The organism is Quadrisphaera sp. GCM10027208 (assembly GCF_042658805.1).
Lineage (GTDB): Bacteria > Actinomycetota > Actinomycetes > Actinomycetales > SCSIO-59966 > SCSIO-59966.
In genome coordinates this window covers 28,428-49,010 of sequence record NZ_JBHSRC010000010.1, presented here as the reverse complement: position 1 = coordinate 49,010, position 20,583 = coordinate 28,428, and the positions used below count along the sequence as shown (strand labels likewise).

General features: G+C 72.3%; 23 protein-coding genes and 1 pseudogene. 16 read left to right on the top strand and 8 right to left on the bottom strand.

Annotated elements, in window-relative coordinates; genetic code table 11:
- Window positions 1–567: a Uma2 family endonuclease gene (locus tag ACFP6A_RS13755; protein ID WP_379604434.1), complete on the top strand. Its 567-nt coding sequence runs from the start codon at window positions 1–3 to the stop codon at window positions 565–567.
- 38 nt (window positions 568–605) lie between these two features.
- Window positions 606–1,055, top strand: coding sequence for a shikimate kinase (locus ACFP6A_RS13750; RefSeq protein WP_379604432.1), 450 nt, complete (start codon window positions 606–608; stop codon window positions 1,053–1,055).
- 278 nt (window positions 1,056–1,333) lie between these two features.
- On the opposite strand, the gene ACFP6A_RS13745 is transcribed toward ACFP6A_RS13750, so the two are convergent.
- The 4 genes from ACFP6A_RS13745 to ACFP6A_RS13730 form a co-directional block, all read right to left on the bottom strand.
- Window positions 1,334–2,542, bottom strand: coding sequence for an ABC transporter permease (locus tag ACFP6A_RS13745; protein ID WP_379604430.1), 1,209 nt, complete (start codon window positions 2,540–2,542; stop codon window positions 1,334–1,336).
- Entirely contained in the window at window positions 2,539–3,432 is an 894-nt protein-coding gene (locus ACFP6A_RS13740; protein ID WP_379604428.1) for an ABC transporter ATP-binding protein, read from the bottom strand. Before ACFP6A_RS13740 ends, ACFP6A_RS13745 begins: the two co-directional genes overlap by 4 nt.
- A gap of 190 nt (window positions 3,433–3,622) precedes the next feature.
- Window positions 3,623–4,333 (bottom strand): response regulator, encoded by a 711-nt coding sequence (locus tag ACFP6A_RS13735; protein ID WP_379604426.1) that lies wholly within the window; start codon window positions 4,331–4,333, stop codon window positions 3,623–3,625.
- Window positions 4,330–5,673 carry a sensor histidine kinase gene (locus ACFP6A_RS13730; protein WP_379604424.1) on the bottom strand — a complete coding sequence of 448 codons (1,344 nt, stop codon included), beginning with the start codon at window positions 5,671–5,673 and terminating at the stop codon, window positions 4,330–4,332. The genes ACFP6A_RS13735 and ACFP6A_RS13730 overlap by 4 nt, the downstream gene beginning before the upstream one ends.
- 257 nt (window positions 5,674–5,930) lie before the next feature.
- Between ACFP6A_RS13730 and ACFP6A_RS13725 the strand changes: the two genes are divergently transcribed.
- On the top strand, window positions 5,931–6,416 hold the full coding sequence (locus ACFP6A_RS13725) for a shikimate kinase (RefSeq protein WP_379604422.1): 486 nt from the start codon (window positions 5,931–5,933) through the stop codon (window positions 6,414–6,416).
- 239 nt (window positions 6,417–6,655) lie between these two features.
- The gene (aroB, locus tag ACFP6A_RS13720) at window positions 6,656–7,744 is read left to right on the top strand and encodes a 3-dehydroquinate synthase (RefSeq protein WP_379604420.1); all 1,089 of its coding nucleotides are present in this window, start codon (window positions 6,656–6,658) and stop codon (window positions 7,742–7,744) included.
- A gap of 33 nt (window positions 7,745–7,777) precedes the next feature.
- Here the strand turns inward: aroB and ACFP6A_RS13715 are convergent, their stop codons facing one another.
- Window positions 7,778–8,065 (bottom strand): hypothetical protein, encoded by a 288-nt coding sequence (locus tag ACFP6A_RS13715; RefSeq protein ID WP_379604418.1) that lies wholly within the window; start codon window positions 8,063–8,065, stop codon window positions 7,778–7,780.
- A gap of 59 nt (window positions 8,066–8,124) precedes the next feature.
- Here ACFP6A_RS13715 and ACFP6A_RS13710 point away from each other — a divergent pair, with 59 nt between their 5' ends.
- The gene (locus ACFP6A_RS13710; RefSeq protein WP_379604417.1) at window positions 8,125–8,349 is read left to right on the top strand and encodes a hypothetical protein; all 225 of its coding nucleotides are present in this window, start codon (window positions 8,125–8,127) and stop codon (window positions 8,347–8,349) included.
- Window positions 8,350–8,604: 255 nt separating this feature from the next.
- Here the strand turns inward: ACFP6A_RS13710 and ACFP6A_RS13705 are convergent, their stop codons facing one another.
- Window positions 8,605–8,844, bottom strand: coding sequence for a hypothetical protein (locus ACFP6A_RS13705; protein ID WP_379604415.1), 240 nt, complete (start codon window positions 8,842–8,844; stop codon window positions 8,605–8,607).
- Between the two features lie 286 nt (window positions 8,845–9,130).
- Between ACFP6A_RS13705 and ACFP6A_RS13700 the strand changes: the two genes are divergently transcribed.
- The 4 genes from ACFP6A_RS13700 (at window position 9,131) to ACFP6A_RS13685 (ending at window position 12,512) form a co-directional block, all read left to right on the top strand.
- A complete protein-coding gene (locus ACFP6A_RS13700; RefSeq protein WP_379604413.1) occupies window positions 9,131–10,744 on the top strand; it encodes a choice-of-anchor I family protein in 1,614 nt (537 codons plus the stop codon).
- A 179-nt stretch (window positions 10,745–10,923) separates the two neighbouring features.
- Window positions 10,924–11,385 carry a type II 3-dehydroquinate dehydratase gene (locus ACFP6A_RS13695; protein ID WP_379604412.1) on the top strand — a complete coding sequence of 154 codons (462 nt, stop codon included), beginning with the start codon at window positions 10,924–10,926 and terminating at the stop codon, window positions 11,383–11,385.
- A 78-nt stretch (window positions 11,386–11,463) separates the two neighbouring features.
- Window positions 11,464–12,048, top strand: a complete 585-nt coding sequence (locus tag ACFP6A_RS13690; protein ID WP_379604410.1) for a helix-turn-helix domain-containing protein — start codon at window positions 11,464–11,466, stop codon at window positions 12,046–12,048.
- Entirely contained in the window at window positions 12,045–12,512 is a 468-nt protein-coding gene (locus tag ACFP6A_RS13685; protein ID WP_379604408.1) for a hypothetical protein, read from the top strand. Before ACFP6A_RS13690 ends, ACFP6A_RS13685 begins: the two co-directional genes overlap by 4 nt.
- Before the next feature lie 301 nt (window positions 12,513–12,813).
- On the opposite strand, the gene ACFP6A_RS13680 is transcribed toward ACFP6A_RS13685, so the two are convergent.
- On the bottom strand, window positions 12,814–14,169 hold the full coding sequence (locus tag ACFP6A_RS13680) for a hypothetical protein (RefSeq protein WP_379604406.1): 1,356 nt from the start codon (window positions 14,167–14,169) through the stop codon (window positions 12,814–12,816).
- 169 nt (window positions 14,170–14,338) lie between these two features.
- On the opposite strand from ACFP6A_RS13680, the gene efp reads away from it, so the two are divergent.
- Together efp and nusB are read left to right on the top strand one after the other, a co-directional pair.
- Entirely contained in the window at window positions 14,339–14,902 is a 564-nt protein-coding gene (efp, locus tag ACFP6A_RS13675) for an elongation factor P (protein WP_379604404.1), read from the top strand.
- A gap of 3 nt (window positions 14,903–14,905) precedes the next feature.
- Complete coding sequence (gene nusB / locus ACFP6A_RS13670) at window positions 14,906–15,316, top strand: transcription antitermination factor NusB (RefSeq protein WP_379604403.1); 411 nt, start codon at window positions 14,906–14,908, stop codon at window positions 15,314–15,316.
- A 5-nt stretch (window positions 15,317–15,321) separates the two neighbouring features.
- On the opposite strand, the gene ACFP6A_RS13665 is transcribed toward nusB, so the two are convergent.
- Entirely contained in the window at window positions 15,322–15,819 is a 498-nt protein-coding gene (locus tag ACFP6A_RS13665; protein WP_379604402.1) for a transcriptional regulator, read from the bottom strand.
- Window positions 15,820–16,007: 188 nt separating this feature from the next.
- Here ACFP6A_RS13665 and pyrR point away from each other — a divergent pair, with 188 nt between their 5' ends.
- From pyrR to carA, 5 genes and pseudogenes are all read left to right on the top strand, one after another.
- Complete coding sequence (pyrR, locus tag ACFP6A_RS13660; protein ID WP_379604401.1) at window positions 16,008–16,595, top strand: bifunctional pyr operon transcriptional regulator/uracil phosphoribosyltransferase PyrR; 588 nt, start codon at window positions 16,008–16,010, stop codon at window positions 16,593–16,595.
- The gene (locus ACFP6A_RS13655; protein ID WP_379604399.1) at window positions 16,592–17,563 is read left to right on the top strand and encodes an aspartate carbamoyltransferase catalytic subunit; all 972 of its coding nucleotides are present in this window, start codon (window positions 16,592–16,594) and stop codon (window positions 17,561–17,563) included. The genes pyrR and ACFP6A_RS13655 overlap by 4 nt, the downstream gene beginning before the upstream one ends.
- Entirely contained in the window at window positions 17,560–18,882 is a 1,323-nt protein-coding gene (locus ACFP6A_RS13650) for a dihydroorotase (protein WP_379604397.1), read from the top strand. The genes ACFP6A_RS13655 and ACFP6A_RS13650 overlap by 4 nt, the downstream gene beginning before the upstream one ends.
- Window positions 18,879–19,385: a hypothetical protein gene (locus ACFP6A_RS13645; RefSeq protein ID WP_379604395.1), complete on the top strand. Its 507-nt coding sequence runs from the start codon at window positions 18,879–18,881 to the stop codon at window positions 19,383–19,385. The genes ACFP6A_RS13650 and ACFP6A_RS13645 overlap by 4 nt, the downstream gene beginning before the upstream one ends.
- Window positions 19,382–20,482, top strand: a pseudogene (gene carA, locus ACFP6A_RS13640) (glutamine-hydrolyzing carbamoyl-phosphate synthase small subunit); the annotation flags it as partial. The gene ACFP6A_RS13645 and the pseudogene carA, both read left to right, overlap by 4 nt.
- Window positions 20,483–20,583 lie beyond the last annotated feature (101 nt).

The window sequence follows — 20,583 nt, the reverse complement described above, 5'->3', positions numbered from 1 at the left end:
GTGGCCGTGCAGCCGGTGTTCGAGCGGGGCTTCCCGAGCGACCGTCCGCTGTCGTGGGAAGACCTGCAGGGCATTCCCGACGACCGCTACGCCGGACACGAGATCGTGGAGGGCAAGCTCATCGTGTCTCCGGTGCCGGACAGTCGGCACCAGTCGTGCGTCGGGTCGCTCGCCGCGCTGCTCAAGGCGGCGTGCCCGCCGGACCTCAAGGTGTTCCTGGCGCCCTACGACTACGTGCCGCGCCCCGGGTACTCGCTGCAGCCCGACGTCCTCGTCGCCCGCCGCAGCGAGGTGGGTGCGCAGCGGCTCGAGCATCCGCCCGTGCTCGTGGTCGAGGTGACGTCGGCGAGCTCGCGCGCCACCGACCGGTCGTTGAAGCGACTGGTCTACGAGGAGCACGGCGTCCCGCACTACTGGCTGGTCGACCCGGACGGCCCCTGCATCGTGGCGCTGAGCCTGCAGGCGGGGCAGTACGTCGAGGTGGGCTCGGCCATCGGGTCGCAGGAGTGGAGAGCCACCGAACCGTTCCCGGTGGCTGTCGTACCGTCCGAGCTGCTCGACGAGTGAGTCCCCGAGTCATCCTCGTCGCCCCTCCGGGTGTTGACGTGGACGCGATCGCCGCCGAGCTCGGCCGGATGCTCGACCTGCCTGTGCGGTCGACCGACCGGGACGTCGAGGAGCGTGCGGCTGCGACCGTTGCCGAGATCTTCGTGGAGAAGGGCGAGTCGACGTTCCGCGAGCTCGAGAGGCAGGCCGTCGTCACCGCGCTCGGCGAGCACGACGGCGTCCTCGTCCTCGGCGGTGGCGCGGTCATGGACCCGCTCACCGAGGCGGACCTCGCCGGCGAGCGGGTCGTGTTCCTCGACGTGTCGATCTCGCAGGCCGCGCGGACGCTCGGGTTCATCGGCCCGACGACGGTCATCAACCCGCGGGCGCAGTGGCTGCGGATGATGGAGAAGCGACGGCCGGTGTACGAGCGGGTCGCGGACGTCGTCGTCGCGGTCGACGGCAAGGCGCCCAGCGAGGTGGTGGAGGAGATCCTCGCCGCCCTCTGACCCGCGCCGACCACCCCCACACCCCCTCGGTGATCATGCAATCCCGCCACCCTCCGCGGGCGCCACGCCGGTCCGGCTCACAGAATGCTGGGTTGGTGGCGCGACACGCCGGCCAGGCTGCGTCGCACGCAGCATTCTGTGGTCGAGGCGCCTGACCCGACATGGGCTGCCATGCCCGCCAAGGCTTTCTCCATCCGTCGGGTGGCCGCCAGCGGCCATGAGGGTTCATGCAATTCTGCATCCATGCAAGCGCGTCGTCATGCGCCGACGTCTGGCGATCAGCCCTCCAGGCGCAGGGCCTTACGCCACGTCAGTGCCGTGCCGGTCTGCATGACTGCACGCTGGTAGACCCGCTCGCCGAGGCGGAGCAAACCGTAGGCGACGACCGCCGTTAGGAGCAGGGAGACGAGCGGCTCCCACACCGGGACGTCGCCTTGGAGCAGTCGCACCGGCATCGCGACCGAGGAGATCACCGGCACGTAGGACGCTACGACCAGCCACGTCCCCTCGGCGAGCAGGCCGGCGAACATCGCCACAAGGATGACCGTCATGACCGAGGTCGTGTTGTTCTGCAGGTCCTCGCTGCGGCTCGCCAGGGAACCGAGGGCCGCCCACACCGCGGCCAGGGCGGCGAAGCCGGCGACGAAGTACACGACGAACCACCCCGCCGCGCTGAGCATCCACCCCACCTCGACGGCGAGGTCGGCGACGTTGACGGCGACAAGCCCGACTATTCCGTAGAGGGCAATCTGGCCGAAGGCGAGGAGCGAGTTGCCGAGGACTTTGCCGTAGAGCAGCTGCCGGATCGGGATGGCGGTGGCGAGGATCTCCACCACCCGGTTCTGCTTCTCCTCCAGAACCGACTGGGCGATCTGCAGACCAAACGTGATCGCGGCCATGTAGAAGAGGAAGGCGAACGCGAACGTCATCGCGAAGACGGCGCTCTCCGGTGGCGCGTCGGCGTCCAGCAGCTCCGTGCGCAGAGCGGCGCCCTCCCGCAGCGCCTCCAGCGACGTGCCCGCCTCGGCGGCGTTGGCGGCCAGGACCGTCTCCTCGACCGCGCGCCCGAGGGCGTCGGAAAGGCCACTGCTTACCTGGTCGAGGCCGACGACGACCCACGAGCCGTCGCGAAGCAGGGCTGCGTCCACCTCGCCGTCCTCGACCGCCTGGCGGGCAGCCTCGTGGGAAGTGACCGCGACCGGCCGCAGAGTGTCACCGCTGTCCGCGACGATCTCCTCCGCCGCGTCGGCAACCGCTGCGGACTCGGCCGGCACGACGGCGACCTCGTAGGTTGTGGCTTGGCTCCCGAGGAAGGCGCTGAGCCCCACGGAGCCGGCGATCAGGGCGAGCGTGACCACGGTGCCGACGAGGAAGTTCTTGTCCGTGAGCTTGACCACCATCTCCCGAACGGTGACGACGAGCCAGGGCCGCTGGGCGCGTCGCAGGCGCGGTTCGACCTGCGGCTCGCGGGTCGTCGTGACGCTCACCGGAGGACCTCCCGGAAGATCTCGGACAGGGACGGCACGATCGGGGTGTACTCCCGCATGCCACGGTCGACCGCGGCGCGTAGGACGTGCTCTTGCGCGGCGTCGTCGTGGAACTCGAGCACGGCCCTGGCCCCCTCGACGTCGAGGAGGTCGACGCCGGGAACGCCTCGCAACCAACCGGCATCCGGCTCCGTGATGATCCGGTAACGCCGCCGCCCCCGGCTACGCAGCTCCTCACTCGTCCCGGCGGCCATGACCCGACCGTCGGACAGGATGACCAGGGAGTCGCACAGCCGGTCGACCAGGTACAGCTGGTGGCTCGAGAAGAGCACCGGGACGCCGTCATGGAGGCGATCGCGCAGGAGGTCCACCATGGATTCCACGGCCACCGGATCCAGCCCCGAGAACGGTTCGTCCAGGACCAGCGCGGTCGGGCCGTGCAGGAGGGCGGCGGCGATCTGCACCCGCTGCTGGTTGCCCAGTGAGAGGGACTCGAGCTTGTCCTTGCCGCGGGCGCCCAGTCCGAACCGGTCGAGCAGGCGTCTCGCCTCTGCCTCGGCGTCGCCGCGGGTCATCCCGCGGAGCTGGCCGAGGTAGATGAGCTGGTCGAGGACGCCCTGCTTGGGGTACAGGCCACGCTCCTCGGGCATGTACCCGAACGCCGCACGGTCCTCCGCGGTGATCGGCCGGCCGCCCCATCGCACCGTCCCGCCGTGGATGGCGAGGATGCCCATGATCATTCGCATCGTCGTCGTCTTGCCGGCGCCGTTCGCTCCGACGAAGCCGGTTATCGTGCCGGGGTGGACGGTGAACGTGACGTCGTCGACCACGGTGCGTTCGCCGAACCGTCGGGTCAGGTGCTCCACCTCGAGAGCTGGGGCCTCGTGCATCGTTCTCCTTCGTGGGTGGTCCGCGGCCGTGGGTGCTCCGCAGCGCCGTCGGCCCGTACGGGCGGTGCTTTCAGGCTAGGGAGGCCGCTGGCTCGCCAGATCCGCCTTCCGGCGGATCCTCGGCGCTCCGCCGTCCGGGGGAGCCGTCCTGTGCCGGATCGGTCGCGAGAGGGACTCAGGCGCGCCGGCCTCAGGCCTGGCCCACCAGGCCGGTGGAGTAGGCGAAGACGACGGCCTGCACCCGGTCCCGGGAGCCGGTCTTGGCGAGGATGTTCGAGACGTAGGTCTTGACCGTGGCCTCACCGAGGAACAGCCGCCCGGCGATCTCGGCATTGGACAGGCCCCGGGCCAGCAGCTGCAGCACTTCACGCTCCCGCCGGGTGAGGGAGTCGATCGCAAGTTGCGTCTGCGGGGACAGGGCCGGCGGTTCGGCGGGAGACGCGCTGAGCGATCTGGCGGCGGACGAGCCGCGGCGCGAACGGACGACCTGATCGATGACCCGCAGCGTGGCCTCGGGGGCGAGAAGCGCATGGCCTTCGGCGACGGCGTGGATGGCGCCGACGAGGTCATCGGGGTCCGCGTTCTTCAACAGGAACCCGCTCGCGCCGGCGCACAGCGCGTCGAAGAGGTAGTCCTCTCGGTCGAACGTCGTGAGGATGATCACCTTGGCGAGTCCTCGGGCGACCACCTGCTCGGTGGCGGTGATGCCATCCATGACCGGCATCTGGACGTCCATGAGGACGACGTCCGCCGCGGTCGTCTCGAGGGCGTCGAGCGCCTCGGCCCCGTTGGCGGCCTGGCCCACCACCTCGATGTCCTCCTCGACCGAGAGCACCATGGCGAACCCGGAGCGCACCAGCGCCTGGTCGTCGACGAGTAGCACCCGGACCGGCGGGGTCATGCGGCCAGCCTGTGGATCGGGAGGCGGGCGCGAACCCGCCACCCACGAGCGGTGACGCGCGGGCCGATCTCGGCTTCGCCGCCGTGGAGATGGACCCGCTCGCGGATGCCTCCCAGCCCGTAGCCGGAGCCGGCCGTCCCAGCGCGGGGCACGCCGTCGTCCACAATCTCGGCCTCGACCCAGCTACCGCTCGGTCCGGTGCCGGTACGCAACGTGACCGCGACGCGGCGGGCCGTGGAGTGCCGTTCGACGTTCGCCAGCGACTCCTGGACGATCCGGTACAGGGAGAGCGCGACCGGGGCAGGTACCTGCGCAAGGTCGCCCGGGTGCTCCTCGACCCGGGTGACCGTGACATCGAGGTGCGAGTGCTCGGCGACGAGGGCGTCGATCTGCTGGAGGTCTGGCTCGGGCGCGCGGCCGGCGCCAGGGAGCAGCGTGTCCGAGCGCAGAACACCGAGCAGGGAGCGCATCTCGGCGACCGCGGTCCGGCTGGCGTCCTCGATGGCGCGCAGCGCTCTGGTCGCCGCGGCGGGGTCCCGGTCGCGCACCTTGCGCGCGGCCCCGGCCTGGACGCCGATGACGGAGACGTGGTGCGCGACGACGTCGTGCAGCTCGCGCGCGATCCGCAGCCGCTCGTCGACGACCGCCCGGCGGGAGAGCTCCTCGGACTGCTCGGCGATCTGCTGCGCCTGCCGCGCGAGCCGTGCCCGCTGGAGGGCGGAGCGCCACGAGGACCGGCCGATGAGGATGGCTCCCCCGAAGTAGGCGAGGTTGACCACTGCCGTGTAGATGACCGCCGCCGTGACCGGCGGCAGCGGTCCGTCGGCGTCCTCGCCGTCCGCGATGAGTCCGGCGTAGCCGGAGGCGGCGGTGAACGTCACCACGACCCACAGGGCCATCGTCAGCAGCACGAGGCCCATCGCGATCCACAGCAGCCGTCGGTCGCGCGCCCACGCGACGGCGGTGTACAACGCCGCGAAGTAGGACACCTGGAAGGCCAGCTGCACGCTCGCCTCGGGGCTGAGGTACGACAGCCCGAGGAACAGGGCGCTGGCGACGGTCAGGACGAGGATCGGGGCGCGGCGGCGTAGTGCGAGCGGTGCGATCATCGCGGCGGTCGCGACGTACGCGCGCCACGTCTCCTCACCCTCGACGACGGCGCCCATCGACTTGGTCAGGAGGATCCCCAGCAGGCCTGCTGCGACGGCCACGAGTGCGCCGAGGACATCGTTGTGCTGCTGTCGCTTGGTGGGACCGGGCCGCTCCCACAGCGGGTCGTCAGGGTCGTTGAGCCAGGCGTTGAGTCTGGCGAGAGACCCAGGGCGCATGCGCAGCACCATGACGGCCACCTTAGAGAGGTGGGGAAGGCCAGCCGGCCGTCCCGGCGACCGGCTGGCTCGCAGAATGCTGGGTTGGTGGCGCGACACGCCGGTCAAGCGGTGCTGCGCGCAGCATTCTGTGGGGGGCCCATGACTGGAGGCGGGCTTTCCCAGGGCCGCCACGGCGCAATTTCACGCTCCGGGTGGCCGGCGAAGCCCATGAGGCGTTCATGCAATCCCGCCACCCTCCGCGGGCGCCACGCCGTACGGTGGCGGCCGTGATCGTGCTGGTCGGGTTCATGGGCGCGGGCAAGTCCACCGTCGGCCGACGGCTGGCCCAGCGGATCGACGTCCCGTTCGTCGACAGCGACGACGAGATCGTCGCCCGCTCGGGGCGTGCCATCGCGGACGTGTTCCGCCAGGACGGGGAACCGGTGTTCCGGGCGCTGGAGCAGTCGGTGATCCTTGATCTCCTCACCGGCGCCGACGCGGTCGTCGCCCTGGGTGGCGGCGCGATTGAGACACCGGCGGTGCGCGAGGCTCTCACCGGGCACGACGTCGTGTACCTGGCGGTGACCCTGGAGCAGGCCCTGGTCCGCGTGGGCGGGGACGCCCAGCGGCCGGTGCTCGACGATCCCGCTCTGCCACAACGGTTCTCGGCACGAGCCCGGCTCTACGAGCAGGTGGCGTCCGTGACCTTGGACGCCGGCGACGCGACCCCCGACGACCTTGTCGACCAGGTCGTCGAGCGATTGGGTCTGTAAGAGCGACCAGGCCACAGGGGAGCCGGGGGCGCGGGCCCGTGCCACAGATTGCTGGATTCAGGACAGGTTTGCCCGCGTGTCGTGCCTCCAACCCAGCACTTTGCGCGCAGGTGGAAGGGTGTCCGGGGGTGGCGGGATTGCATGATCACGGCGAGGGGGAGAGGTGCGGGGGGTGGCGGGATTGCATGATCACCGAGGGGTGGGGGGAGGGGGTGCGGGGGCGTTCCTAGACTCGCCGGGTGACGACTGCCGCCCCGACCCGGATCACCGTCGCCGGTGAGCGTCCCTACGACGTCGTGATCGGCACCGACCTGCTCGGTGAGCTGCCCAGCATGCTCGGCGACGGCGTCCGCCGGGTGCTCGTCGTCCACCCTCGTGCCCTGCGCGCCACCGGCGAGTCGGTCCGCGACGACCTCGCCGCCCAGGGGCTGCAGGCCGTCGCCGCCGAGGTGCCGGACGCCGAGGAGGCCAAGCACGTCCAGGTCGCCGCGTTCCTGTGGCAGGTGCTCGGGCAGTCCGACTTCACCCGGTCCGACGCCATCGTCGCCGTCGGCGGCGGAGCCGTCACCGACCTCGCCGGGTTCGTCGCCGCCACCTGGTTGCGCGGCGTCCGCGTCGTCCACGTGCCGACCACCCTGCTCGGCATGGTCGACGCCGCGATCGGCGGCAAGACCGGCATCAACACCGCCGAGGGCAAGAACCTCGTCGGCGCGTTCCACCCGCCCGCCGGCGTCCTGTGCGACCTCGGCACCCTGCGCACCCTGCCCCGCCACGACCTCCTCGCCGGCATGGCCGAAGTGGTCAAGTGCGGCTTCGTCGCCGATCCGGAGATCCTCGACCTCATCGAGGCCGACCCGGACGCCGTCGGGCAGTGGGACGCGCCCGTCGTCCGCCAGCTCGTGGAACGCTCCGCGGCAGTCAAGGCGGACGTCGTCGGGCAGGACCTGCGCGAGTCCGGGCTGCGGGAGGTGCTCAACTACGGGCACACCTTCGGCCACGCCGTCGAGCACGTCGAGCGCTACCAGTGGCGGCACGGCGCCGCGGTGAGCGTCGGGATGGTGTTCGTCGCCGAGCTCGCCCGCCTCGCCGGCCGGCTGCCCGAGGACGTCGTCGAGCGGCACCGCTCGGTCCTCACCGCGCTCGGGCTGCCGGTCACCTACCGCGGAGACCGGTGGCCGCAGCTGCTCGAGGCGATGCGGCGGGACAAGAAGGCCCGCGGGGACCTGTTGCGGTTCGTCGTCCTCGACGGGCTGGCCCGGCCCGCGCGGCTCGAGGGTCCGGACCCGTCGCTGCTGCTCGCCGCGTACGGGGAGATCGCCCGGGACTGAGGCGTCGGGACTGACGGGTCGGGACTGCCGTGGTCAGCTCGATGTCGACCGCAGCAGCCGGACGAGCGCCACGGCACCGACGGCGCGGCGGAACGGGTTGACCCCGCGGACCACCTCGTCGGCCGCCCACACCAGGCCGGTCACCCGGCCGAGCACGGACGCCGCGCGGGCGGCGCCGGGGGAGCGGCGAGCGAGCAGCGCGGACGCCGTCAAGGCACCGGACGTCGTCAGCGCAAGTGCGTTCGGCGGGTGGACCAGCGTGATCCGACCAGTCTGGCGGCTGCGGAACGCCCAGTTCACGGCGTCGCGGAGGGTCTTCACCATGGCTCCATGGAACCGCGGTTCGGAGCCGCTCGCTCGGTGGGGCGTACAGTCAAGGAGTGAAGCCTCCCCGCGCCACCACCCGGCGCCACCTGCCGAACAGTCCCTTCAACGCTCCGGTGGACCGCCCGGTTCCGGAGTTCTCGGTCGACGACCGGGTGACCCACGACCAGTACGGCCTGGGCACGGTGGTCGGCGTGGAGAAGGACGTGGCAGTGCTCGTGCAGTTCCGCGAGCAGCGAGTGCGGATCCCGTCCCCCTTCCGCAAGCTCCGCGCGCTCTGACCCTGATCTTTTTCGTCAGGTCGCAGTAGACCGTGACGTGAACGCCCACCACGGGGTCGCGGTCGCCGGTTTCGTGCATGCGTGAGCTGTGGGTGTGAGCGGTGCTGGGTGCGGCGCCGGCGCCGAGGGGGCAGCCGAAGGCGGACAGCGCGCGGAGTCGGTTCAGCGCGGTGATGAAGGCCTGCAGGTGCCGGTAGGCGGCAGCGAAGCGCAGGTGCACCCGGCGGCCGTGGTGGACCAGCCGGGCGGGGACGTTCAGGAACCCGAGCCGCAGCGCGTGCCGCGGGTCCGGCGGTAGTCGGCCGGTAGTGCCAGGGTCCGCAGCCACAGGGAGACGTTGTGCGCCAGTGCGACGGCCGCCCAGTACAGCCAGTTGCCGAAGAACGGCTGCGCCGGGGCGTGGCTCATCGTGTAGTCGTTCTTCAACGCCCGGTTGGTGTCCTGCGGGACCCCGCCCCGGAGCCGGTGTTGGGCCTCGACCTGGGCGGCGCCCATCCGGGGCACTCGTACCTTCGGCGGCGCACGCGGTAGCGGTCCCTCAGCCGTCTGTCCTGGAGCGTCCGCTGAACGGCTGTCGACCGTCTGCAGCGGGGTGTCGCGGTGTTCGACGGGCGACGACCTCGGCTTCGAGCATGAGGATCCGTTCGATCGGGGTGGGAAGGCGATGTGGTCGGCCGACTGGTGACCGGCGATGGACTCGTTGTCGGTGACAGCGCGCCTTTCGTATGCCGTTCACCTTCTCGCTGCCCGACGGGCCAGGTCACCTCTCTAGGTTGCGTGCATGCGACCCATCCCCCGACGGATCCACATCAGTGGCCTGCTGTTCGCCGGTGCTGGCCTGGCGGCCACGGCCTTGCCGCTGGCCGGTCCGGCTGCTGGCGCGCCGCCCATCTCTCGCGTCTCGTTGACCCCGATTGGCACCTATCACAGCGGTGACTTCGACGAGAGCGCGGCGGAGATCGTCGCCTTCGACCCCGGCACCCACCGACTCTTCGTGGTCAACGCCAACGACGGCGTGGTCGACGTGCTGGACCTGAGCGATCCCACCGAGCCGACGAAGGTCGACGAGCTCGTTGCCAGCGGCGGGATCAACAGCGTGGCAGTGCGCGACGGGCTCGTTGCCGTCGCTGTGCAGGGCGATCCGGCGCAGGAGCCGGGAACGGTAGAGCTGTTCACTGCCACGGGCGAGTCCGTCGGCGATCCCATCTCGGTCGGAGCCCTGCCCGACATGCTCACCTTCACCCCGGACGGCTCCAGGATCGTCGTGGCCAACGAGGGAGAGCCCGACGGCTACTGCGACGGCGGCGTCGACCCCGAGGGCTCGATCAGCATCATCGACGTGGCGACCCATGCTGTCTCCACGGCCGACTTCAAGGCGTTCAACGACCAGGAGGAGGCGTTGCGGGTCGCCGGCGTGCGCATCTTCGGACCGGACGCCACCGTGGCCGAGGATCTCGAGCCGGAGTACGTGGCCATCGACGCGGACTCCGCGACGGCGTGGGTGTCGCTGCAGGAGAACAACGCCTTCGCCATCGTCGACCTCGCCTCGGCGAGGGTGACCGACATCGTGCCGCTCGGCTACAAGGACCACTCCCTCGCGGACAACGGACTCGACGCCAGCAACAAGGACGACGAGATCAACATCCGACCGTGGCCTGTCTCGGGCATGTACCAGCCTGACGCCATCGACGCCTACTCCCACGGTGATTCCACCTACCTCGTGACTGCCAACGAGGGCGATGCCCGTGACTACGAGTGCTACTCGGAGGAGGCGAGGATCGGGGACCTCGGTCTTGACCCCGATGCGTTCCCCGACGCCGACGACCTCCAACGGAACGATGCCCTCGGCCGCCTGAACACCACGACGGCGTTCCCGACCACCGACCCGGCGACCGAGCTATACGCCTACGGTGCCCGGTCCTTCTCCATCCGTGACGCCGACGGGGCGCTCGTGTTCGACAGCGGCGACGACTTCGAGCGGATCACCGCCGCCGCCCTCCCTGCGGACTTCAACTCCAACAACGACGAGAACGGCAGCTTCGACGCCCGCAGCGACGACAAGGGCCCCGAGCCTGAAGGCATCGAGATCGGCAACGCCTACGGCAAGACCTATGCGTTCATCGGTCTGGAGCGCGTCGGCGGGATCATGGTCTATGACATCACCACACCCCACAACCCCCGCTTCGTCCAGTACGTGAACAACCGTGACTTCGACGAACCGGCCACGCTGGCGGACGGCACGTCCAACCCGGCGGCCGGTGACCTCGGACCCGAGGGCCTCACCTTCATCTCGGCCGAGGACAGCCCGACGGGGCATCCCCTGCTTGCCGTCGGCAACGAGGTGAGCGGCACCACGACCGTCTACCGGCTTGACGGACCCGGCCGTCCCCGCTGACTCGGAACAGCGCTGCGCCCGCCGCACGGGTGGCGGGCGCAGCGGGCGTGCCGGTCGCTCCCGTGGTTCTCCCTTGCAGCAAGGGCACTCCCGCCTCACGACACGACCCACACCACCATCCGGCTGAAAGATCAGGGTCTGAGCCCGAGGGTCCGGTGACGATCAGTACCCTGCCGCGCATGACGCGGGTGCTGGTCCTCAACGGTCCCAACCTCGGCCGCCTCGGCTCCCGTGAGCCGGAGGTGTACGGCACCACCACGCACGCCGGCCTGGCGGAGCGCTGCCGTAGTGACGGCGAGCGCCTCGGCCTGGACGTCGAGGTGCGTCAGACCGACGACGAGGCCCAGCTCGTCGGCTGGCTGCACGAGGCCGTCGACACCGGCGCCCACGTCGTCCTCAACCCTGCGGCCTTCACCCACTACTCCTACGCCACCCGCGACGCCTGTGCTCAGGTGACCGGCGCCGGGCTCGTGCTCGTCGAGGTGCACCTGTCGAACCCCGCCGCCCGCGAGGAGTTCCGGCACACGAGCGTGATCGCAGGGGTGGCGACGGGAACCGTCGCCGGTTTCGGCGCCGACTCCTACCGGCTGGCGCTGCAGGCGGTCGCGGCCCGGCTTGATCCCGCAGCGTCAAGCCTTTAGCCTTGTCCTGGCGACAACAAGCCCGTAGGCTTGTCGGGCGCCGAGTCGTCACGGAGTCGCCGGAGAGGAGCGGGGGCGGTGTTCGCCATGACCATCGACCAGCGCGGTAGCCGGCGTGGCCAGGACCTCGTCGACGCCCTCCTCGCCGACCTCGCCGACGCACCCGGCGTCGTCCGCCGGTTCGAGCGCACCGCCGGCGACGAGGTCCAGGGGCTCCTCGACGACGCCGACGCCGTCGTCGACCTCGCCCTGCGTCTGGCTCGCGCCGACTCCTGGAGCACCGGGATCGGCACCGGACCGGTGCGCGAACCGGTGCCGCGCAGCGTCCGCGCCGCCGCCGGACCGGCACTGGAAAACGCCCGGGACGCCGTCCAGCGCGCCAAGACCTCCGGCCCGCACGTCGCGGTCAGCGGGCCCGACCCGCGAAGGGCCCGGGACGCCGAGGTGCTGCTCGCCCTGCTCGCCAGCGTCGTCCAGCGCCGGACGACGCAGGGCTGGCAGGTCGCGGACCTGCTCGCCGCCGGGATGACCCAGAAGGAGGCCGCCGCGCGCCTGGGGATCAGCCCGCAGGCGGTGAGCCAGCGCGCCCGGGTCGCCATGTGGCAGCACGAGCAGGACGCGAGGCCGCTCGCCGCGCGGCTGCTGCGGGAGGCGGACCGGTGAACGCGGCGCGCCCTGGCCGCGGCGACGTGGTCGCGGTCGCCGTGCTGCTGTCGCTCGCGGTGGTCGCTGTCGTCGCCGCGGCCGTCGACGTCACGGCCACGGGCTGGGTGGCCGGCGCTGTGCGGGTGCTCACCGTCGCGGCCGCTGTCGCCGGTGGCGGTCCGGTGACCGCGGCCCTGCTGCGGCGCGCCGGTCGGCCGCCGCAGCAGGCGATCGAGCAGCCGGACGAGGCCTCCGAGGTGCTGCGCGGCGGCGCCTGGATCGGGGTGCTCGAGCGGGCCGCGATGTCCTCGACCCTGCTCGCGGGCTGGCCTGCCGGGGTCCCGGTGGTGCTCGCCGTCAAGGGGCTCGGTCGCTACCCGGAGTTGCGCCACCCCGGTGCCTCGGAGCGCTTCATCATCGGCACCCTCGCCAGTCTGCTGTGGGCAGCTGCCGTCACCGGCACCGGGATGATGCTGCTGTAGCGGACGGCGCTGCCGACCGATACCGGTGCAACGGAACGCCTGACGGTGTCACCGGTTCCAAGCGGGATGGCGGTCAACGCCTCATGGCCGCTGGCGCCCACGCCGAGAGATGACAATGGGCCTTGGTGGCCATGGGAGCCCACGTCGGGTCAGGCACCTCGGCGACAGAATGCTGCGCTGGGTACAACTTGGCCGGCGTGTTGCGCCACCAACTCAGCATTCTGCGAGCCGGACGGGGGCCGGTGGGTGGCGGGATTGCATGATCACGAAGAGGGTACTGTCGACTGTTTACGGGGAGGGGTTACGACCGGCTGATGCGTCCCTCGTCGTCCTGGCCCTCGTCGTCCCCGTCCTGGTCGTCCCGGCCGTCGTCGTCCGGGTCGTCGTCCCAGCCGTCGTCGTCCGGGTCGTCGTCCCAGGCCAGGTCCTCCTCGTCGGGGGCCCCGATCGCCCCACCGAGGTCCGCCTCGAGCTCCGTCATCCGGGCGGTCACCTCGTGGTAGGCCTCCATGCCCGGCTCCACCGCGTCGAGCACCGGCTGCACCCAGCGCTCCTCGACCCCGACCCGGGCGAGCGAGAACCGGATCCACGCCCGCAGCACGTCCGGCAGCAGGTCGCGGGCGTCGTCCTCGAGGTGCACCTGCCCGGGCAGGGCCTCCTCGAGCAGGACGGCGACGGCGAGCGGGCTCCACGCCAGGGGCTCCCGCAGAAACGTCTCGCCGAAGTCGAGGAACAGGTCGACGAGCGCCGCGGTCGCCGGGGTGTCCGGCACGTCGGCCTCGGCGACGAACGCAGCGCGCAGCCGTTCGCGCTCCTCGACGTCCAGAGCAGCCCGTTGCTGCGGCGCGGTCGCGTACTCGATCGAGCGTGCCCAGGCCAGGGCGCGCAGCTCGGCGAACCAGTCGTCGTCCGTCGCGCCGAGCAGCTCGCTGGCGGCGAGCGCGTCGGCGAGGTCGGTCAGGGCCACCTCGACCGGGGTCTCCACCGGCTCCATCGGGACGTCGTCCGGGGCCCGGTGCCCGGCCCAGTCCTGCGCGACCCCCGGGCCCAGGGCCAGTGCGAGGGACTCGACCAGCCGGCCCCCGACGTCCAGGACCTGGGCGACGAGCGTGTGCACGGTCGGCTGCTCGAACTCCACGAAGATCAACCGCTCGGCGCCCCAGACGTCGACCGCGGTCCACGCCCGGCTCGGCACCGCGGCGGGCGCGGCGCTGAACGCCGGCTCCGGCAGGGTCGCCGACAGCTCGGCGATGGCCTCGGTGAGCGGCTCGGTGGCGTCGTCCGACGCCACCCGCGCGAAGGCGTGCATTGCGGCCAGTCCCGCGGCGCTGGGCCGGTGCAGCACCCGCTGGACGACCGCGGTGACCAGCGCCACCTCGGCGTCGGCGGGATCGAACCGGTCCTCGTCGTCCAGGTCTGCCCAGTACTCGGGCAGGCGGTCGTCGGGGGGCAGACGCGTCGCGGCCTGCCACATCCGTCCGAGCCAGCCGCTCGCCCACGTCTCGGCGAGCACCGCGTCCTCCTCGTGCACGAGGGACGCCGCCTGCTGGACGATCTCGTCGACGGGGTTGACGGGGCGCTCAGGCCGCGTGCGGGTGCCACGCGCCTTGCCCTTGCGTCCTCGGCCCTTGGGACGTCCCCGGCTCTTCGGGCTCATCGGGTCCACCTCGTCGCTGTCATGCGTCCCATCCCACCACGGCCAGCACGGGCAGCACGGCCAGCACGGCCAGCACGGCCAGCACGGGTAGCATGGACGACGATCCCCGAGGCTGACCGCGGTACGCGCGTGCCCGCAGCCGCACCGACGCGAACCGGAGACAACTCACGTGGCCACGACGAACGACCTCAAGAACGGCATGGTGCTCAACCTCGACGGCCAGCTCTGGTCGGTCGTGGAGTTCCAGCACGTCAAGCCCGGCAAGGGCGGCGCCTTCGTGCGCACCAAGCTGAAGAACGTGCTGTCCGGCAAGGTCGTCGACAAGACGTTCAACGCCGGCACGAAGGTGGACACCGCCACCGTCGACAAGCGCGACATGCAGTACCTCTACAAGGACGGCGAGGACTTCGTGTTCATGGACACGAAGGACTACGACCAGCTGCACGTGCCGGCCGCCACCGTCGGGGACGCCGCCAACTTCCTGCTGGAGAACCAGACCGCGGTCGTCGGCATCCACGAGGGCACCCCGCTGTACGTCGAGCTGCCGGCGTCCGTCGTCCTGGAGATCACCTACACCGAGCCGGGGCTGCAGGGCGACCGGTCCACCGGCGGCACGAAGCCGGCCACCCTCGAGACCGGCTACGAGATCCAGGTCCCGCTGTTCCTCGAGACCGGTACGAAGGTCAAGGTCGACACCCGGTCCGGGGACTACCTCGGTCGCGTCAACGACTGACCCGTGGCCGCCCGCAGCAAGGCCCGCAAGCGCGCGCTCGACGTCCTGTTCGAGGCCGAGCAGCGCGGAACCGACCCGCTCGTGCTGCTGCGCGACCGGCTCGGTTCACCGGGCGCGACCGTGCCCGAGTACGCGGTCACCCTCGTCGAGGGCGTGCAGGCCCACCGCGAGCGGATCGACGAGATCCTCGCCACGTACTCCCAGGGGTGGACGGTCGAGCGGATGCCGGCGGTGGACCGGGCGGTGCTGCGGATCGGCGTCCTGGAGCTGCTGTGGCACGACGACGTCCCGGACGCCGTCGCGATCGACGAGGCGGTCGAGCTGGCCAAGTCGCTGTCGACGGACGAGTCGCCGGCGTTCGTCAACGGGCTGCTCGCGCGGATCAAGTCCCTCAAGGCCTCCCTGGTGGACTGACGGCCTCAGGGCTCCAGCCCTACCGCCCGCCGCGCGTCCGGGTCCAGCACGCCCCAGCTGATGAGCTCCTCGGCCAGCGGGCCGGGGGCCATGTCGTAGATCACCGCGAGGGTGCGCAGGTCGTCGGCGCGGATCGACAGCACCTTGCCGTTGTAGTCCCCGCGCTGGCTCTGGATCGTGGCGACGTAGCGCAGCAGCGGGCCCGCCTTCTCGTGCGGCACCTTCTGCAGGGCCTCCAGGTCCAGGACCAGGCGGGGCGGGGGTGCGGCCTGCCCGGACGGCGCGGCGTCCGGCAGCAGCGCCTGCACCGGTACGCCGTAGAAGTCGGCCAGCTCGGCCAGTCGCTGCACGGTCACCGCCCGGTCGCCGCGCTCGTAGGAGCCGACGACGACCGCCTTCCAGCGGCCCTTGGACTTCTGCTCCACCCCCTGGAGTGACAGGCCCTGCTGGGTGCGGATCGACCGCAGCCGCGCTCCGAGTGCCTTGGCGTACGCCGAGGTCATGTCGTCACTCCCTATCCGTCCCGCCCACGGGACCGCTGGACCTCGATCGTCACGGAGCGTGAGCATGCCGGTCAAGCCGAATCGCTGAATCGGGGGGTTTGTCCGGGCCGCCGCGCCAGGTGGGGTACCGTGCGGCCAGCCCGCTCCTTTAACCACCGTCCCGTGAGGCGGGGAAGGAGGCGCCCACCATGGCGTCCGCACGTCCGGTGCTCGAGGCACCGGAGATCTCCCGGGCCCTGACCCGGATCGCCCACGAGATCCTCGAGCGCAACAAGGGTCCACGCGACCTCGTGCTCCTCGGGATCCCCTCCCGCGGCGTCCCGCTCGCCCGCCGGCTGGCCCAGCGGATCGCCGCCGTCGAGCCCGACGTGGACGCCGACGCCGTCACCGGCACACTCGACGTCACCATGCACCGCGACGACCTGCGACGGAACCCCACCCGCGGCGTCGGCCCTACCCAGCTGCCCGCCGGCGGCGTCGACGACCGCGTCGTCGTCCTCGTCGACGACGTGCTGTTCTCCGGGCGCACGGTGCGGGCCGCGCTCGACGCGCTGTCCGACCTCGGCCGGCCCCGCGCCGTCCGGCTGGCGGTGCTCGTCGACCGCGGCCACCGCGAGCTGCCGATCCGGGCCGACCACGTCGGCAAGAACCTGCCCACCGCCGCCGACGAGCGGGTCAGCGTCCTGCTCGAGGAGATCGACGGCCGGGACGCCGTCCTCATCGAGAGCGGCGACGGCGCCGGGTCCCGGGACGGCGAGGAGGGCCTGCCCGCATGAGGCACCTCATCTCCGCCGGGGACCTGTCCCGGGACGAGGCGGTGCAGGTGCTCGACGTCGCCGAGCAGATGGCCGCCACCCAGCAGCGGGAGATCAAGAAGCTGCCCACGCTGCGCGGCCGCACCGTCGTCAACCTGTTCTTCGAGGACTCCACCAGGACCCGGATCTCCTTCGAGGCCGCCGCCAAGCGGCTGTCCGCCGACGTCATCAACTTCTCCGCCAAGGGATCCAGCGTCTCCAAGGGCGAGAGCCTCAAGGACACCGCACTCACCCTGGAGGCGATGGGCGCCGACGCCGTCGTCGTCCGGCACGGCGCGTCCGGGGCGCCCCACCGGCTCGCCCACTCCGGCTGGGTGCGCGGGTCGGTGCTCAACGCCGGGGACGGCACCCACGAGCACCCCACCCAGGCGCTGCTCGACGCGTTCACCATGCGCCGCCACCTCGTCGGCGGCGGGGACGGCGCGGCCGCGGTCGGCGCCGACCTCACCGGCCGCCGGGTCGCCATCGTCGGGGACGTGCTGCACAGCCGGGTGGCGCGCTCCAACGTGCTGCTGCTGCACACCCTCGGCGCGCACGTCACCCTCGTCGCCCCACCGACCCTGCTGCCGGTGGGGGTGGGGACGTGGCCGTGTGCGACGTCCTACGACCTGGACGACGTGCTCGCCGGCGGGGGGGACGGCCCGGTCGACGCGGTGATGATGCTCCGGGTGCAGCGGGAGCGGATGGCCGCGGCGTTCTTCCCCTCCGCCCGCGAGTACTCCCGCCGCTACGGGCTGGACGCCCGGCGGCTGCGGGCGCTGGGCGAGCACACCATCGTCATGCACCCCGGGCCGATGAACCGCGGCCTGGAGATCTCCGCCGAGGCCGCCGACAGCGCCCGGTCCACCATCGTCGAGCAGGTCTCCAACGGCGTCGCCGTGCGGATGGCCGCCCTCTACCTCCTGCTGGCCGGGGAGGACAGCGCATGAGCACCTACCTGCTGAAGTCCGTCCGGCCGCTGGGCGGCGACCCCACCGACCTGTTGCTGCGCGACGGCCGGATCGCCGAGGTCGGGACCGGTCTGGACGCCGCCGGCGCGAGCGTCGTCGACGGCGACGGCCTGGTCGCGCTGCCCGGCCTGGTCGACCTGCACACCCACCTGCGCGAACCCGGTCGCGAGGACGCCGAAACCGTCGAGACCGGCACTCTCGCAGCGGCTCTCGGCGGATTCACCGCCGTGCACGCGATGGCCAACACCGACCCCGTCGCCGACACCGCCGGCGTCGTCGAGCAGGTGTGGCGACTCGGCCGCCGTGCCGGCTGGGTCGACGTCCGGCCGGTCGGCGCGGTCACCGTGGGCCTGGCCGGCGAGCGGCTCGCCGAGCTGGGGGCGATGGCCGACTCCGCGGCCGGCGTCCGGGTGTTCTCCGACGACGGGCACTGCGTCTGGGACGCCGTCCTCATGCGCCGGGCCCTGGAGTACGTCAAGGCGTTCGACGGGGTCGTCGCCCAGCACGCCCAGGAGCCGCGGCTGACCGCCGGCGCGCAGATGCACGAGGGCGAGCTGTCCGGCGTCCTGGGACTGCAGGGGTGGCCCGCGGTCGCCGAGGAGGCGATCGTCGCCCGCGACGTGCTGCTCGCCGGGCACGTCGGGTCCCGGCTGCACGTGTGCCACGTCTCCACCGCCGGCAGCGTGGAGATCCTGCGCTGGGCACGCTCCCGGGGGGTCGACGTCACCGCCGAGGTCACCCCGCACCACCTGCTGCTCACCGACGAACGGGTCCGCGGCTACGACCCGGTGTTCAAGGTGAACCCGCCGCTGCGCACGGCCGACGACGTCGCAGCGGTGCGCGAGGCCCTCGCCGACGGGACGATCGACGTCGTGGCCACCGACCACGCCCCGCACACGGTCGAGGACAAGGACTGCGAGTGGGCCGCCGCCGCGATGGGGATGACCGGGCTGGAGACGGCGCTGTCCGTCGTCCAGGAGGCCATGGTCGACACCGGGCTGCTCGACTGGGCCGGCGTGGCGCGGGTCCTGTCGAGCGCTCCGGCGCGGATCGGCCGGGTCGCCGGGCAGGGCCGGCCGCTGCAGGTCGGGGAGCCGGCGAACGTCGTCCTCGTCGACCCGGCCGCCCGTCGCCGGATCGACCCCGCGACGATGGCCACCCAGGGCCGTAACAGCCCCTACGCCGGGACCGAACTGCCCGGGCGGGTCGTGGCGACGTTCCACCGGGGGCACGCCACCGTGCTGGACGGCGCGCCGGCCTCACCCCGGCCGGCCGGAGACGAGGAGGTGGACCGGTGAGCGCGGAGACCACCATCGCCCTCGTCGTCCTGGTCGTGGCCGTGCCGCTGCTGTGGTGGCTGATGTGGCGCGGGTGGCGGGGCCGGCACGAGCGGCAGGCCGACGTGCCGGCGCCACCGGTCGTGCCGGAGGGGTTCTCCGCCGACCTCGTCGCCGGCGCGGAGGGCACCTACGTCACCTCGACCCGCGCCGGGGAGCAGCTCGAGCGCGTCGTCCCGCACGGTCTCGGCGTGCCCAGCGCGGTCGTCGTCCGGGTCGGGCGGGCCGGCGTCCTGCTCGAGCGCCGCGGCGCCCCCGACGTGTGGGTGCCGGCTGCCGACCTGCTCGGCGCCCGGGTGCAGCGCGGGCTCATCGGCAAGGTCGTCGACGCCGAGGGGCTGCTCGTGCTGACCTGGCGGCTCGGGGACGTCACTCTCGACACCGGGGTGCGGCTGCGGCGCGAGGCCGACCGGCGTCCGGTGCTCGCCGCCGTCACCGGGCTGACCGGGCAGGACACGCCGTGAGCGGCGCGGTGCTCGTCCTCGAGGACGGCCGGACGTTCCCCGGCGAGCCGTACGGCGCCGTCGGCGAGACCGTCGGCGAGGCGGTGTTCTGCACCGCGATGACCGGCTACCAGGAGACCCTCACCGACCCCTCCTACCACCGGCAGGTCGTCGTCATGACCGCCCCGCACGTCGGCAACACCGGCTGGACCGACGAGGACGACGAGTCCGCCCGGATCTGGGTGGCCGGGTTCGTCGTCCGCGACCCCGCCCGGCGGGCGTCGTCGTGGCGCTCGCGCCGCGAGCTCGCCGACGAGCTCGCCGACCAGGGCGTCGTCGGGATCCGCGGCGTCGACACCCGGGCGATCACCCGGCACCTGCGGGAGCGTGGCGCGATGCGGGTCGGGGTGTTCTCCGGCCAGGCGGCGGCGCGCCCGCACGACGAGCTGCTCGAGGTGGTCCGCTCGGCGCCCGCGATGAGCGGGGCCGACCTCGCCGACGAGGTGACGACCGACGCGGCGTACGTCGTCCCGGCGGTGGGGCCCAAGCGGTTCACGGTCGCCGCCGTCGACCTCGGCATCAAGGCGATGACCCCGCGGATGCTCGCCGAGCGCGGCGTCGAGGTCCACGTGCTGCCCGCCACCGCGACCCTGGACGACGTCCTGGCCACCCGGCCGGACGGGGTGTTCTTCTCCAACGGCCCCGGGGACCCGGCCGCCGCCACCGACGAGATCGAGCTGCTGCGCGGCGTCCTGGACCGGGGGGTGCCGTTCTTCGGGATCTGCTACGGCAACCAGCTGCTCGGCCGGGCCCTCGGCCTGGGCACCTACAAGCTGCGCTACGGCCACCGCGGGGTGAACCAGCCGGTGCTCGACCGGGCCACCGGGCGGGTCGAGGTCACCGCGCACAACCACGGGTTCGCCGTCGACGCGCCGCTCGACGGCGCGTTCGACACCCCGTTCGGGCGGGCCGAGGTCAGCCACGTCTGCCTCAACGACGACGTCGTCGAGGGGCTGCGGCTGCTGGACCGGCCGGCGTTCTCCGTGCAGTACCACCCGGAGGCCGCCGCCGGGCCGCACGACGCCGCCCACCTCTTCGACCGCTTCCTCACCCTCCTCGGTGATCATGCAGTTCCGCCACCCGGCAAGGTGGCGGGATTGCATGATCACGGGGGAGAGGGTGGTGGGGTGGCGGGATTGCATGATCACGGGGGAGAGGG

Bases quoted from the DNA above. Each gene is read 5' to 3' on its own strand.
- ACFP6A_RS13695 (WP_379604412.1), top strand. From the start codon at position 10,924: ATGACGCGGGTGCTGGTCCTCAACGGTCCCAACCTCGGCCGCCTCGGC.
- ACFP6A_RS13735 (WP_379604426.1), bottom strand. From the start codon at position 4,333: ATGACCCCGCCGGTCCGGGTGCTACTCGTCGACGACCAGGCGCTGGTG.
- ACFP6A_RS13680 (WP_379604406.1), bottom strand. From the start codon at position 14,169: ATGAGCCCGAAGAGCCGGGGACGTCCCAAGGGCCGAGGACGCAAGGGC.
- pyrR (WP_379604401.1), top strand. From the start codon at position 16,008: ATGGCGTCCGCACGTCCGGTGCTCGAGGCACCGGAGATCTCCCGGGCC.
- ACFP6A_RS13730 (WP_379604424.1), bottom strand. From the start codon at position 5,673: ATGGTGCTGCGCATGCGCCCTGGGTCTCTCGCCAGACTCAACGCCTGG.
- ACFP6A_RS13705 (WP_379604415.1), bottom strand. From the start codon at position 8,844: ATGGGCGCCGCCCAGGTCGAGGCCCAACACCGGCTCCGGGGCGGGGTC.
- ACFP6A_RS13650 (WP_379604397.1), top strand. From the start codon at position 17,560: ATGAGCACCTACCTGCTGAAGTCCGTCCGGCCGCTGGGCGGCGACCCC.
- ACFP6A_RS13700 (WP_379604413.1), top strand. From the start codon at position 9,131: ATGCGACCCATCCCCCGACGGATCCACATCAGTGGCCTGCTGTTCGCC.
- ACFP6A_RS13740 (WP_379604428.1), bottom strand. From the start codon at position 3,432: ATGCACGAGGCCCCAGCTCTCGAGGTGGAGCACCTGACCCGACGGTTC.
- ACFP6A_RS13665 (WP_379604402.1), bottom strand. From the start codon at position 15,819: ATGACCTCGGCGTACGCCAAGGCACTCGGAGCGCGGCTGCGGTCGATC.
- ACFP6A_RS13655 (WP_379604399.1), top strand. From the start codon at position 16,592: ATGAGGCACCTCATCTCCGCCGGGGACCTGTCCCGGGACGAGGCGGTG.